General features: G+C 55.4%; 13 protein-coding genes. 2 read left to right on the top strand and 11 right to left on the bottom strand.

The features are described from left to right. Nucleotides 1-163: 163 nt before the first annotated feature. Genes sdhB through sdhC form a run of 4 tightly spaced genes read right to left on the bottom strand, consistent with a single transcriptional unit; the run spans nucleotide 164 to nucleotide 3,407 of the window. A complete protein-coding gene (gene sdhB / locus QNN88_RS16900) occupies nucleotides 164-880 on the bottom strand; it encodes a succinate dehydrogenase iron-sulfur subunit SdhB (protein WP_042285348.1) in 717 nt (238 codons plus the stop codon). Nucleotides 881-895: 15 nt separating this feature from the next. Further along, on the bottom strand, nucleotides 896-2,662 hold the full coding sequence (sdhA, locus tag QNN88_RS16895) for a succinate dehydrogenase flavoprotein subunit (protein WP_414241239.1): 1,767 nt from the start codon (nucleotides 2,660-2,662) through the stop codon (nucleotides 896-898). Beyond that, nucleotides 2,662-3,009 (bottom strand): succinate dehydrogenase membrane anchor subunit, encoded by a 348-nt coding sequence (sdhD, locus tag QNN88_RS16890; protein ID WP_414241238.1) that lies wholly within the window; start codon nucleotides 3,007-3,009, stop codon nucleotides 2,662-2,664. Before sdhD ends, sdhA begins: the two co-directional genes overlap by 1 nt. Beyond that, nucleotides 3,003-3,407 (bottom strand): succinate dehydrogenase cytochrome b556 subunit, encoded by a 405-nt coding sequence (sdhC, locus tag QNN88_RS16885; RefSeq protein WP_414241237.1) that lies wholly within the window; start codon nucleotides 3,405-3,407, stop codon nucleotides 3,003-3,005. Before sdhC ends, sdhD begins: the two co-directional genes overlap by 7 nt. Before the next feature lie 694 nt (nucleotides 3,408-4,101). Here sdhC and QNN88_RS16880 point away from each other — a divergent pair. Further along, nucleotides 4,102-5,385 (top strand): citrate synthase, encoded by a 1,284-nt coding sequence (locus QNN88_RS16880; protein ID WP_414241236.1) that lies wholly within the window; start codon nucleotides 4,102-4,104, stop codon nucleotides 5,383-5,385. A 187-nt stretch (nucleotides 5,386-5,572) separates the two neighbouring features. Continuing rightward, nucleotides 5,573-6,619 (top strand): AbrB family transcriptional regulator, encoded by a 1,047-nt coding sequence (locus QNN88_RS16875; protein ID WP_414241235.1) that lies wholly within the window; start codon nucleotides 5,573-5,575, stop codon nucleotides 6,617-6,619. Here QNN88_RS16875 and nei read toward each other — a convergent pair. The 7 genes from nei to pxpB all read right to left on the bottom strand — a co-directional run bounded on the left by nei (nucleotide 6,616) and on the right by pxpB (nucleotide 12,189). Further along, complete coding sequence (gene nei / locus QNN88_RS16870) at nucleotides 6,616-7,407, bottom strand: endonuclease VIII (RefSeq protein WP_414241234.1); 792 nt, start codon at nucleotides 7,405-7,407, stop codon at nucleotides 6,616-6,618. The genes QNN88_RS16875 and nei overlap by 4 nt on opposite strands. Nucleotides 7,408-7,430: 23 nt before the next feature. Continuing rightward, nucleotides 7,431-8,075 carry a pyroglutamyl-peptidase I gene (gene pcp, locus QNN88_RS16865; protein WP_414241233.1) on the bottom strand — a complete coding sequence of 215 codons (645 nt, stop codon included), beginning with the start codon at nucleotides 8,073-8,075 and terminating at the stop codon, nucleotides 7,431-7,433. 9 nt (nucleotides 8,076-8,084) lie between these two features. Beyond that, nucleotides 8,085-9,080 carry a DUF979 domain-containing protein gene (locus QNN88_RS16860; protein ID WP_414241232.1) on the bottom strand — a complete coding sequence of 332 codons (996 nt, stop codon included), beginning with the start codon at nucleotides 9,078-9,080 and terminating at the stop codon, nucleotides 8,085-8,087. After that, nucleotides 9,077-9,805, bottom strand: coding sequence for a DUF969 domain-containing protein (locus tag QNN88_RS16855; RefSeq protein WP_414241231.1), 729 nt, complete (start codon nucleotides 9,803-9,805; stop codon nucleotides 9,077-9,079). Before QNN88_RS16855 ends, QNN88_RS16860 begins: the two co-directional genes overlap by 4 nt. 77 nt (nucleotides 9,806-9,882) lie before the next feature. After that, on the bottom strand, nucleotides 9,883-10,617 hold the full coding sequence (gene pxpA / locus QNN88_RS16850) for a 5-oxoprolinase subunit PxpA (protein ID WP_414241230.1): 735 nt from the start codon (nucleotides 10,615-10,617) through the stop codon (nucleotides 9,883-9,885). Then, complete coding sequence (gene pxpC / locus QNN88_RS16845) at nucleotides 10,607-11,539, bottom strand: 5-oxoprolinase subunit PxpC (RefSeq protein WP_414241229.1); 933 nt, start codon at nucleotides 11,537-11,539, stop codon at nucleotides 10,607-10,609. Before pxpC ends, pxpA begins: the two co-directional genes overlap by 11 nt. Next, nucleotides 11,533-12,189 (bottom strand): 5-oxoprolinase subunit PxpB, encoded by a 657-nt coding sequence (pxpB, locus tag QNN88_RS16840; protein ID WP_414241228.1) that lies wholly within the window; start codon nucleotides 12,187-12,189, stop codon nucleotides 11,533-11,535. The genes pxpC and pxpB overlap by 7 nt, the downstream gene beginning before the upstream one ends. Nucleotides 12,190-12,244: the final 55 nt, after the last annotated feature.

Genomic DNA, 12,244 nt, shown 5'->3' with positions numbered 1-12,244 from the left:
ATTATTGCTATCAATGTGGCAGTTTTTAGAGGTTTCCTGCACTGATTTGCCTGATGGCGACCCCGTAGGCCTGATAAGCGAAGCGCCATCAGGCAACATGTGCCGGACGGCGACGTAAACGTCTTATCCGGCCTACAGGATTGCCACCGCGGGCAATGTCTACTTACGCACTGCGTTGCAACAACATCGACTTAATATGGCCGATGGCGCGCGTCGGGTTCAGCCCTTTAGGACATACACTGACGCAGTTCATGATGCTGTGACAGCGGAATACGCTGAATGCATCGCTCATCCCTTCCAGACGGCTGTCGGTTTCAGTATCGCGGCTGTCAATCAGGAAACGATACGCCGCCAACAGACCCGCTGGACCGATAAACTTGTCCGGGTTCCACCAGAAGGACGGGCAAGACGTTGAGCAGCATGCGCAGAGAATACATTCATACAGCCCATCGAGTTTTTCCCGCTGCTCCGGCATTTGTAAATGTTCGCGAGCCGGAGGATTTTGCCCATTATTCAATAAGTAAGGCTTAATCTTCTCATATTGTGCGTAGAATTGCCCCATGTCTACCACCAAATCGCGAATTACCGGCAAACCTGGCAGCGGACGGATAACAATTTTCTTGCCCGGTTGATTCAGCGCAGAAATAGGTGTGATACACGCCAGCCCGTTTTTGCCGTTCATGTTCAGGCCATCTGACCCGCACACGCCTTCACGACACGAGCGACGAAAAGAGAGGCTGGGGTCTTTCTCTTTAAGCTGCATTAACGCGTCCAGCAGCATCATGTCACGCCCTTCTTCGCCTTCCAGGGTGTAATCCTGCATGCGCGGAGCGTCGTCAACATCCGGGTTATAGCGATAAATTGAAAACTCGAGTTTCATTGTCCTGTCTCCGCATTAGTAAGTACGAATCTTCGGCGGGAATGCCGGGCGCAGTTTCGGTTCCATGTTGACTTCACGTCGGGTCATGGATTCCGTCTCTGGCAGATACAGGGAATGGCACAGCCAGTTTGCATCATCACGCTCCGGGAAGTCGAAGCGGCTATGCGCGCCACGGCTCTCGGTACGGAAGTTGGCGGACACTGCGGTTGCATAGGCAGTTTCCATCAGGTTATCCAGCTCCAGGCACTCTACGCGCTGGGTGTTGAATTCGCTGGAAGTGTCGTCCAGACGGGCATTTTTCAAACGCTCGCGGATGGCTTTCAGCTCTTCAAGCCCTTTCGCCATCGCATCGCCTTCACGGAAGACCGAGAAGTTATGCTGCATACATTCCTGCAGCGCTTTGCGAATCACGACCGGATCTTCACCATCACGGTTATTGTTCCAGCGGTTCAGACGCGCCAGGGACGCATCGATTTCGTCTTCTGTAGCATCACGCAGATCGCCCTGCTCGGCGATCGATTCCTGCAGATGCAGACCGGCCGCACGACCGAACACCACCAGATCCAGCAGCGAGTTACCGCCCAGACGGTTAGCGCCGTGTACCGATACGCAGGCGATTTCACCGACCGCAAACAGCCCCGGAATCACCACGTCTTCACCCTGCTCGTTCACCGTCAGTGCCTGACCGGTCACTTTGGTCGGAATACCGCCCATCATGTAGTGACAGGTTGGGATAACCGGAATCGGCTCTTTCACCGGGTCAACGTGTGCAAAGGTACGGGACAGTTCCAGAATACCCGGCAGACGGGATTCGAGAACATCTTTGCCCAGATGGTCAAGCTTCAGTTTGGCATGCGGACCCCAGGGGCCATCGCAGCCGCGACCTTCACGGATTTCGATCATGATGGAACGCGCCACCACGTCACGACCCGCCAGATCTTTTGCATTCGGGGCATAACGCTCCATAAAGCGCTCGCCGTGTTTGTTCAGCAGATAACCACCTTCACCACGACAGCCTTCTGTGACCAGCACGCCCGCGCCGGCAATACCGGTTGGGTGGAACTGCCACATTTCCATATCCTGAACCGGAACACCGGCACGGATTGCCATCCCCACGCCGTCGCCGGTATTGATATGCGCGTTAGTGGTGGACTGATAAATGCGGCCTGCGCCGCCGGTTGCCAGTACGGTGGCTCGGGCTTTGAAGTAGACCACTTCACCGGTTTCAATGCACAGTGCGGTACAACCGACCACTGCGCCATCGGCATTTTTCACCAGATCCAGCGCATACCACTCGGAGAAAATGGTGGTGTGGTTTTTCAGGTTCTGCTGATACAGGGTATGCAGCAGCGCGTGACCGGTACGGTCAGCCGCCGCCGCGGTACGTGCCGCCTGCTCGCCGCCGAAGTTTTTCGACTGGCCGCCAAACGGACGCTGATAGATACGACCGTCGTCAAGACGGGAGAACGGTAAACCCATATGTTCCAGTTCCAGAATCGCTTCCGGACCGGTTTTACACATATATTCGATAGCGTCCTGGTCACCAATGTAGTCCGACCCTTTCACGGTGTCGTACATGTGCCATTCCCAATTATCTTCATGGGTATTACCGAGCGCAACGGTGATACCACCCTGCGCAGAAACGGTATGGGAACGGGTTGGAAACACTTTGGACAGCAGCGCACAGGTCTGGCCGCTCTGGGAAATTTGCAGCGCCGCACGCATACCTGCGCCGCCTGCACCAATGACTACAGCATCAAATTCTCTGACTGGCAGTTTCATTACACACCCCACACCACAACAAATCCATAAATCACGTAAACCACCAGTGCAACCACGATAGCCAGTTGCAGCGGCAGGCGAATTGCCAGCGGTTTAACGTAGTCGGTCAACACCTGCCACATGCCAATCCAGGCATGAATCAAGATGGAGAAAAGAGCCAGCAGGGTGAACACTTTGGTGAAAGCCGATGAGAAGAAACCGGTCCAGACTTCCCAGGTCAGGTCGCCGCTTGTGGCGAAGAAACCCACCATATAAATGATGTATAAGGTCAGAACGATAGCGGTAGCACGGACGAGGATGAAGTCATGTACGCCATTGCGTCCTAATGCGGAGGCGTTGCTTACCATACGAGGACTCCTGCGAGAATTGAAAGCACGACAGTGATTACAAATGAGATTTTGGCCGAGCGTTGACCCGCTTCGAATGTTTCTTCCAGATAACCAAAATCCATCATCATGTGACGAACACCGACCACGACGTGATACGCCAGCGCGGTGAGGATGCCCCACATAATAAATTTAACAAAAAAGCTACCCATGATGGCGGATGCCTGCTGGAATCCTTCAGGGGAAGAGAGGCTGGTGCCCAGTAACCACAACAGGATCCCGACCGCCACAAAGGTGATCACTCCGGAAACGCGATGGAGAATGGACGCTATCGCCGTGATTGGGAACCGGATCGTTTGTAGATCCAGATTGACAGGTCTTTGTTTTTTCACATTTCTTATCATGAATAACGCCCACATGCTGTTCTTATTATTCCCTTTAGACTTCGGGTACAGAGGCACATCCACCTGTAGCCTGAAAGACGACGGGATTTCCTTCCTCCGGTCTGCGTGCGGGTCAGACAGCGTCCTTTCTATAACTGCGCGTCATGTAAAACACTGCTTCCAGATGCTAAAACGACACGTTACAACGCTGGGTGGCTCGGGATTGCAGGGGTTTCCGGAGACCTGGCGGCAGTATAGGACGTTCACAAAATCATTACAATTAACCTACATATAGTTTGTCGGGTTTTATCCCGAACAGTGACACAGGTCACGATAACAACATTTATTTAATTTTTAATCATCTGATTTGACAATCATTAAACAAAGTTGTTACAAACAACACCAGAAAAGGCATATAATGCGTAAAAGTTATGGGGTCACTCTTTAACCTGCAAATAAGTTATGTAACAGTAGGAAGATATTGACCGATCCCTTCAGTACAGTTAATAGTGATAGACAGGTTGAATAATTCGGATTGCTAAGTTGTTGATTTGTTGCTAATTCACCATGAGTTAACTGATTTACCTGCAAGCGCCCATTGCTCTGTACCCTGGTTTCTCCTCTTCACAGAGCGGCGAGCCGAATAACAAACTGGTAACGGTTGATTGATGTATCGATGGCAAATCTCACTTAAGTAGTCTTAAGCAATAAGGCGCTAAGGAGACCGTAAATGGCTGATACAAAGGCAAAAATCACCCTAAATGGTGATACTGCTATTGAACTGGATGTGCTGAAGGGCACGCTAGGTCAAGACGTTATTGATATTCGTAGCCTGGGTTCAAAGGGGATGTTCACTTTTGACCCTGGTTTCACCTCTACTGCATCCTGCGAATCAAAAATTACCTTCATCGATGGCGACGAAGGTATTTTGTTGCATCGCGGCTTCCCGATCGATCAGTTAGCTACCGAGTCTAACTATCTGGAAGTCTGCTATATCCTGCTGTACGGCGAAAAGCCGACTCAGGCAGAGTACGACGAGTTCAGAACCACCGTTACCCGCCATACGATGATCCATGAGCAAATCACCCGTTTGTTCCACGCTTTCCGTCGCGACTCCCATCCGATGGCCGTAATGTGCGGGATCACCGGTGCGCTCGCTGCGTTCTATCATGATTCTCTGGATGTTAATAATCCGCGCCATCGTGAAATCGCCGCCTTCCGCCTGCTATCCAAGATGCCGACGATGGCCGCGATGTGTTACAAATACTCAATCGGCCAGCCGTTTGTTTATCCGCGTAACGACCTCTCCTACGCCGGTAACTTCCTGAACATGATGTTCTCCACGCCGTGCGAAACCTATGAAGTAAACCCGGTTCTCGAACGCGCGATGGACCGTATTCTGATCCTGCACGCCGATCACGAACAGAACGCGTCTACCTCGACCGTACGTACCGCTGGCTCGTCTGGCGCGAACCCGTTTGCCTGTATCGCTGCCGGTATTGCCTCCCTGTGGGGACCGGCGCACGGCGGGGCGAACGAAGCCGCACTGAAAATGCTGGAAGAGATCAGTTCTGTTAAGCACATTCCAGAATTCGTTCGTCGTGCGAAAGACAAAAATGACTCTTTCCGCCTGATGGGCTTCGGTCACCGTGTTTACAAAAACTACGATCCGCGCGCCACCGTCATGCGTGAGACCTGTCATGAAGTACTGAAAGAGCTGGGTACGAAAGATGACCTGCTGGAAGTGGCGATGGAGCTGGAGCACATCGCGCTGAACGACCCGTACTTCATTGAGAAAAAACTCTACCCGAACGTCGACTTCTACTCCGGTATCATCCTGAAAGCGATGGGGATCCCGTCCTCGATGTTCACCGTGATCTTCGCGATGGCGCGTACCGTTGGCTGGATTGCGCACTGGAACGAAATGCATACCGATGGCATGAAAATCGCCCGTCCGCGTCAGCTGTACACCGGCTATGAAAAACGCGATTTTAAATCTGACCTTAAGCATTAATCGTCAGACTGCCGGATGGCGACGCTACCGCGTCCTGTCCGGCCTACGGTTGTCGATTCGTAGGCCGGATAAGTATTCGCGCCATCCGGCATTTTCCCCCTCTTTTCTTGACCCTCGCTATATTAATCTTCTCCCTCCTTCTCTATGATTTACGGAGAGTTTGTTCACTTTCTTCCGGGAGCACAGGATGCCAGTTCTGCAGTGGGGCTTGTTGTTTTTGCTGTCACTCCTTCTTTCCCTGCTCTTTCTCTGCATTCATCTTCCGGCGGCGTTGCTGCTTGGCCCGATGATCACCGGTATTCTGTTTAGTCTTCGCGGTATCTCACTGAAGCTTCCTCGCTGCACGTTCCTCGGCGCGCAGGCCATTCTTGGCTGTATGATTGCGCAAAATCTTTCCGCGTCTTTGCTAACGACCCTCGCAGCAAACTGGGTAGTGGTGCTGGCGGTTCTGCTGGTGACGCTACTCTCCAGTACGGTCGTTGGCTGGCTATTGGTTCGCTACAGTTCGCTACCGGGTAATACCGGCGCGTGGGGCTCATCCCCCGGCGGTGCGGCAGCAATGGTCGCGATGGCGCAAGACTACGGTGCCGATATCCGTCTGGTTGCGTTCATGCAGTATCTGCGAGTCCTGTTTGTTGCCGGCGCGGCGGTACTGGTGACGCGGTTTATCATGGGCGAAAGCGCGGAAGCCGTCAGCCAACAGTTTGAATGGTTCCCGCCGCTGAGCGGCAATCTGTTTACTACGCTGCTATTAGCGGCAGTTGCCAGCGTTGTCGGACGGGTGCTGCGCATTCCCTCCGGCACAATGCTCGTGCCGATGCTGGTGGGCGCCGTGCTGCACGCAAGCGGCGTGATGGTGATTGAACTGCCGGAATGGCTGTTGGCGATAGCGTATATGATTATTGGCTGGCAAATTGGTTTAGGGTTCGACAAACATGTCTTCTTTATGGCCCTGCGACCGTTACCCCAGATCCTGCTCTCCATCTTCGCCCTGCTCGCCATTTGCGCAGCCATGGCCTGGGGCCTCGCCCACTATATGCAGATTGATTTTTTAACCGCCTATCTTGCCACCAGCCCTGGCGGGCTGGATACGGTTGCGGTGATTGCCGCCGGCAGTCACGCCGACATGTCGCTTATCATGGCGATGCAAACCCTGCGCCTGTTCAGCATTTTGCTGACCGGCCCGGCCATCGCCCGTTTTATTTCAGCCAAAGCGCCGCGACAGGCCCATTAATGCTGGCAATGCGGACACCAATAGAACGGGCGTGAGGAGAGCGTAGTTTTCTCGATGATCCCGCCGCAGCGTTCGCATGGCTGGCCATCGCGGTGGAAAACCTTAAAGCGAAACAGCGCGCCATGGTGTTTATTTTCATCGACCTGCCCACGCGTAGTGTAGGACAAGCGCGGAATATCCAGCAGCGCATGGGATAACGCCGCCAGTTGCGTCTCGCTGAGATCGCGCGCTTTATGCTGACCGGTTATCCCCACCTGCCAGAGAATTTCCACCCGCAGATAATTTCCGAGTCCGGCGAGAAAAGCCTGATCCAGCAGCAAACCGGAAAACTGGCGGTTGCGAAAACGCGGCGAGAGTAACCGGAGCCGAACCGCTTCCGGCGTCAGACGCGGGTCCAACACGTCCGGTCCCACCCGTTGCAGGAAGGGATGGGTGGCGAGCTGTTCCGGCGTTAACATTTCAATGTCAGACGCGCTGTAAAGCAGAATGGTTTTATCGACGGTCTGTAACTTAACGCGTAAAACGCGGGTCGTGTGTGGCGTTTCGCCGCGCTCCACCACGCGCCAGACGCCATACAGCTGGTTATGGCTGTAGAGCGTCAGACCGTCGGAAAAATGCGTGAGCAACGCTTTGCCCCGTGTCTCCATCTCCGTAACGGTCTGTCCAGTCAGTTGCGATTCAAACGGTTTTAACCGATCAAAAGCAAACCAGACATTCGTCAACGGTTTGCCTTTAATCGCCGCCTCCAGGGTATCCGCCGCGCGGCGAATCTCCGGGCCTTCAGGCATGGTTCTGTCCTTATCTGATCGGGTTAATGCGTGGCGCCGCCAGTTACGGCGATGTCATTGTCGACCTGTAGCGCGGTGGTAATGGCAATCTCCAGCGCCAGCCGTACCGTCTCGGCCGCCATACTGGGCGCACCGGGATGCGCCGCCGCCTGTTGTGGCAAATAAGGGATATGGATAAAACCCCCTTTTACCTCCGACAGGTCGCTCAGTTTATGCAGCAGGCCGTACATGACGTGATTGCAGACAAACGTCCCCGCCGTCTGTGATACCGACGCCGGCACGCCTGCTTCACGCATCGCGGCCACCATCGCTTTGATGGGCAGCGTGCTAAACCAGGCCGCTGGCCCTTCAGCAACAATCGGCTCATCCACCGGCTGCTGACCTTTATTATCTGCAATTCGCGCATCATCGACATTAATCGCCACCCGTTCGACGGTAATATCGGTGCGCCCGCCAGCCTGACCGATCGCCAGCACCAACGCCGGAGAAAGGGTATCAATGGCAGAATTCAGCACACTGAGCGATTCGTCAAACACACACGGCAGTTGGCGCGCCACCACGCGACACCCGGCGATAATAGCATTGTCGAGGCGCGAGACCACTTCCCAGGAAGGGTTAACCTGCTCGCCGCCGAAGGGCTCAAACCCGGTGATTAAAACCGTTTTCATCGGTCCTCCTTACAGGAACATCAGGAAATACATCAGGAATACGTTAACGAGCAGTAACAGCACGCCGGTCGGCACCTGCGCTTTAATGACCGCGTTTTTGTCCGGCAGCTCCAGCAGCGCGGCGGGCACGATGTTAAAGTTTGCCGCCATCGGCGTCATCAGCGTACCGCAGTAGCCGGAGAACATCCCGATAGCCGCCATCACCGCCGGGTTTCCACCGTGCTGAAGCACCAGAATCGGAATGCCAATCCCCGCAGTGACAATCGGAAACGCGGCAAACGCATTGCCCATCACCATCGTCAACAGGGCCATGCCAATGGTATACACCGCCACCGCAATAAAGCGGCTGTCGACGGCCAGATACTCTTGAGTAAGATACGAAATGCCACTGCCGACGCCTGCCGCCGTAAACAGCAGTCCTAACGTGGCGAGGATCTGCGGCAGAATAAATGCCCAGCCGATGGAATCCAGCAGACGGCGCGCCTCCTGAATCGGCTGGTGCACCTTCTCATGGGTCATTTTGATAGCCATGCCCAGGCCTATCAGTGAGCCTGCAGTCATCGAGAACAGCGTCACCAGCGTGGCATGATTACCCGGTCCAAAAAGGTTTTCCTGCAAGCCCGGAATGTGGTTGAACATCAGCACACCAATCACGGTGACGACCGGAATAGCCAGCGCCGGATAAAACAGGCGGTTTCCCAGGCGCGTGGCGCTCTCTTCCCGCTGCTCGCGGGTGCGTTGATGATAACTGCCCAACTTCACGCCGCCAAAACCGGCGATCAACGCCATGAGCACCACCGCAACGCCGACGGCAATGTTGACCGTACGTTTGTCACCCACCAGTTGATACGTCCAGTCGCCCAGCAGAAACAACAGTCCGTACACACCCCAGAACAACCCGGTCGTCAGTCGACGTGGATTGGCTTTGTCCCTCCAGGACATGATGGCGACAATCAGCAGCACGATCCCCGCCAGCCAGTAGAGGTAGCTTTGTTGAAAATTCATTGCGCCTCTCCTTTGTGGGAGTCAACAGAACCGGCTTTCGCCATTTCGCGTTGTAGATAATTATCCAGCCGCCACAGGCGCGTACCATGGATCAAAAAGGCGCACAGGGCCGTAGGGATCCCCCACAGGGCAATGTGCAGCGGTTCGGTCTGAATGCCGCCGGACTCCAGCATAAAGTTGTGCATGAAGATAATCGCGCCGAAAGCGACAAAAATATCCTCACCAAAGAAGAGGCCCACGTTATCCGTCGCCGCCGACATGGCTCGCAGACGGTAGCGCACCGCGCCGGGCAATGCTCCGTACGTTTTCTCCGCGGCCCCTTCCGCCATAGGCGCTAACAACGGACGCACCATTTGCGGATGACCGCCCAGGCTGGTCAGCCCCAGCGCAGCGGTGGCTTCACGAATAAACAGATATACAATCAGCAAGCGGCCGGACGTGGCGCTTCGAATTTTAGCAATCCACGTCTGGGCGCGTTCTTTCAGGCCGTGACGCTCAAGCAGGCCAATAACCGCCAGCGGGATCAGCAGAATGAACGGCAGGTTACGGGTGTTGAGAAAACCTTCGCCCAGTTTTTCGAGGATCGTGGCGATCGGCATTTGCGCCGCCAGTCCGGTGACGATCCCGGCGACAATCACCACCAGCACCGGGTTAAAACGTAAAAGAAATCCAACCACAATGACGGCGATGCCCATCAGTGGCCAGAGAGTGACTGCGTCTCCCATAATCCATTCCTGTATGTTGTGTTTTGTTGTGGTGTCTTTATATGCGCAGCCCCTCCGTGGAGGCTGCGTCAGTATATTTATGCAACAATATCGACACTGCGAGCTTCAAACGCCGCGCGTAAACGTCGTGCGAAGGCGAGTGCGTGCTCGCCATCCCCGTGAATACAGACCGTTTGCGCGACCACGCGTGTCCATTCACCGGTAATGCTTTTTACGCGACCGGTTTCTACCATCTCCAGCGTTTGCGCCAGCGAGTGTTCTTCGTCTTCAATCAAAGCGCCCGGTTGGCTACGCGGCACCAGACTGCCGTCCGCCTGATAACCGCGATCGGCGAACACCTCCTGTCGGGTGGCGAGACCATAGCGCTCCCCGGCGCGGACAAGTTCGCTTCCCGCCAGGCCGACCAGAATTAACGCCGAATCACAGGCGTATACCGCTTTGGCAATGGCATCCGCCAGCTGTGGATCTTTTGCCGCCTGGTTGTAGAGCATGCCATGCGGTTTAACGTGGCGCATCACGCCTCCTTCCGCCCGGGCTATCGCCGCCAGTGCGCCAATCTGATACAGCGTTTGCGCATAGACCGTTTCCGGCGGCAGGGTCATTGCCGTGCGGCCAAAATTTTCCCGATCCGGAAAGCTCGGATGCGCGCCAATGGCAACGCCATTTTTCAGCGCCTCACGCACGCTCGCCAGCATGGTTTGCGCATCGCCAGCGTGAAAGCCGCAGGCGATATTGGCCGATGAGACCAGAGTCAACAGCTCTCCATCGCTGGCGCAGCCTTCGCCGAGGTCTGCATTTAAATCAATCTTCATCACTGAGTCGCCAGGTGAGTTGTTCGAGATAGCGCTGTTGGTCCTGACGCGCTTTCAGCGCCTCCTCCAGCGAACACTGAACAAAGTGAATAGGTTGACCGAGCGGAATCTGCGCCAGATGGTACATGTCAGCCTCGATAATACAGGCGATGCGCGGATAGCCGCCGGTCGTCTGGGCATCATTCATCAACACGATCGGCTGGCCGTTGTGCGGAACCTGAATCACACCAGGCAGTAAACCGTGTGACACCAGTTCCCGATCGGTCGTACGTACCAGTTGTTGTCCCTGTAACCGGTAGCCCATCCGGTTACTCTGCGGGCTAAGATGCCACGGCGAACGCCAGAAGGATTCCTGGGAAACCGGGTCAAACTCGTGATACTCCGGCCCTGGCAACGCCCGAATACGATTCCCCCACAGCAGCTGTTTTACCCCTCGGGCTTCCCTGAACGGGCGTCGGGGTTGACCGATTGCCAGTCGATCACCATCTTTGAGCAAGCGCCCTTCCAGCCCGCCAATACCGACTTTAAGATCGGTACTGCATGACCCCATCACTTCCGGCACGTCAATGCCGCCCGCAACAGCGAGATAGCTGCGTACGCCATGCTGCGGACGCTTCAGCGCCAGACGCTGGCCCGCTTTCGCCGGCAGGCGCCAGCCCGTCCAGACGGGGTGATTATCCAGTTTCGCTTCACATCCCGCACCGGTCAGGGCAAACCAGCTGTCGGTTTCAAACTCCACAACCAGTTGTCCAAGCGTAATTTCCAGCACCGCCGCACTGGCCTCATTGCCCACCAGCAGGTTGGCGATTTGCATCGCGGGTTGATCCAGCGCGCCGCAGTGGCTAACGCCGGACTGGCGAAAACCGTGACGACCACCATCCTGAACGGAGGTGTACATTCCTGCGCGAATGATATTCAGCATACCCCCTCCTTCTGCGGGATAAAGCGCACGCTATCGCCAGGGCGCAGGAGAACAGGTTCTTCACGTTTAGGATCAAACAGTGGCAGCGAAGTATGACCAATCAACTGCCAGCCGCCCGGCGTGGGCAGCGGATAAATGCCGGTTTGCGGTCCGCCAATACCCACCGACCCCGCCGGGACCATCAGACGCGGCTCTGCGCGTCTTGGCGTGTGCAGTTGTTCCGGTAAGCTGCCGAGATACGGGAATCCCGGCTGAAAACCTAAAAACCAGACCACGTACTCGACCGACGCGTGCAGTTCCACCACCTGCTTTTCGCTCAGGCCGCTGTGGCGGGCAACGTCCGCCAGATCGGGACCACCTGCGCCGCCGTAGGTCACCGGAATTTCGATATAGCGCGAATCAGGCTCCAGCGCCTCACTCTCTTCCCACCAGCGCTGCAGACGCTCAATGGCATCCAGCGCCAGCGTTTTCGGGTCACGCAGGATCACCGTGATATTGTTCATTCCGGGAATGGCTTCAACCACATTGGGTATCTCGACCAGACGCTGCGCCAGTCGCCAGATACGTTTCTGACTCGCCAGCGTCACCGGCGGCTCAAGCTCCAGCACCACCGCCGTTTCACCTAACAGATAACAACGCGCTCGTTGCACTTGCGTTCCTCTTGTTTTTACCACCCGCTTCATCAGGCGTTATTGTCGCAGCCAG

This window comes from Citrobacter sp. ANG330 (genome assembly GCF_047467925.1).
Classification (GTDB): Bacteria; Pseudomonadota; Gammaproteobacteria; order Enterobacterales; family Enterobacteriaceae; genus Citrobacter_A; species Citrobacter_A amalonaticus_G.
This window is presented reverse-complemented; position numbering and strand designations above follow the sequence as displayed.

Bases quoted from the DNA above. Each gene is read 5' to 3' on its own strand.
- QNN88_RS16880 (WP_414241236.1), top strand. From the start codon at position 4,102: ATGGCTGATACAAAGGCAAAAATCACCCTAAATGGTGATACTGCTATT.
- pcp (WP_414241233.1), bottom strand. From the start codon at position 8,075: ATGAAAACGGTTTTAATCACCGGGTTTGAGCCCTTCGGCGGCGAGCAG.
- nei (WP_414241234.1), bottom strand. From the start codon at position 7,407: ATGCCTGAAGGCCCGGAGATTCGCCGCGCGGCGGATACCCTGGAGGCG.
- sdhC (WP_414241237.1), bottom strand. From the start codon at position 3,407: ATGTGGGCGTTATTCATGATAAGAAATGTGAAAAAACAAAGACCTGTC.
- pxpA (WP_414241230.1), bottom strand. From the start codon at position 10,617: ATGAAGATTGATTTAAATGCAGACCTCGGCGAAGGCTGCGCCAGCGAT.
- pxpC (WP_414241229.1), bottom strand. From the start codon at position 11,539: ATGCTGAATATCATTCGCGCAGGAATGTACACCTCCGTTCAGGATGGT.
- QNN88_RS16875 (WP_414241235.1), top strand. From the start codon at position 5,573: ATGCCAGTTCTGCAGTGGGGCTTGTTGTTTTTGCTGTCACTCCTTCTT.
- QNN88_RS16855 (WP_414241231.1), bottom strand. From the start codon at position 9,805: ATGGGAGACGCAGTCACTCTCTGGCCACTGATGGGCATCGCCGTCATT.
- sdhA (WP_414241239.1), bottom strand. From the start codon at position 2,662: ATGAAACTGCCAGTCAGAGAATTTGATGCTGTAGTCATTGGTGCAGGC.
- QNN88_RS16860 (WP_414241232.1), bottom strand. From the start codon at position 9,080: ATGAATTTTCAACAAAGCTACCTCTACTGGCTGGCGGGGATCGTGCTG.
- sdhD (WP_414241238.1), bottom strand. From the start codon at position 3,009: ATGGTAAGCAACGCCTCCGCATTAGGACGCAATGGCGTACATGACTTC.
- sdhB (WP_042285348.1), bottom strand. From the start codon at position 880: ATGAAACTCGAGTTTTCAATTTATCGCTATAACCCGGATGTTGACGAC.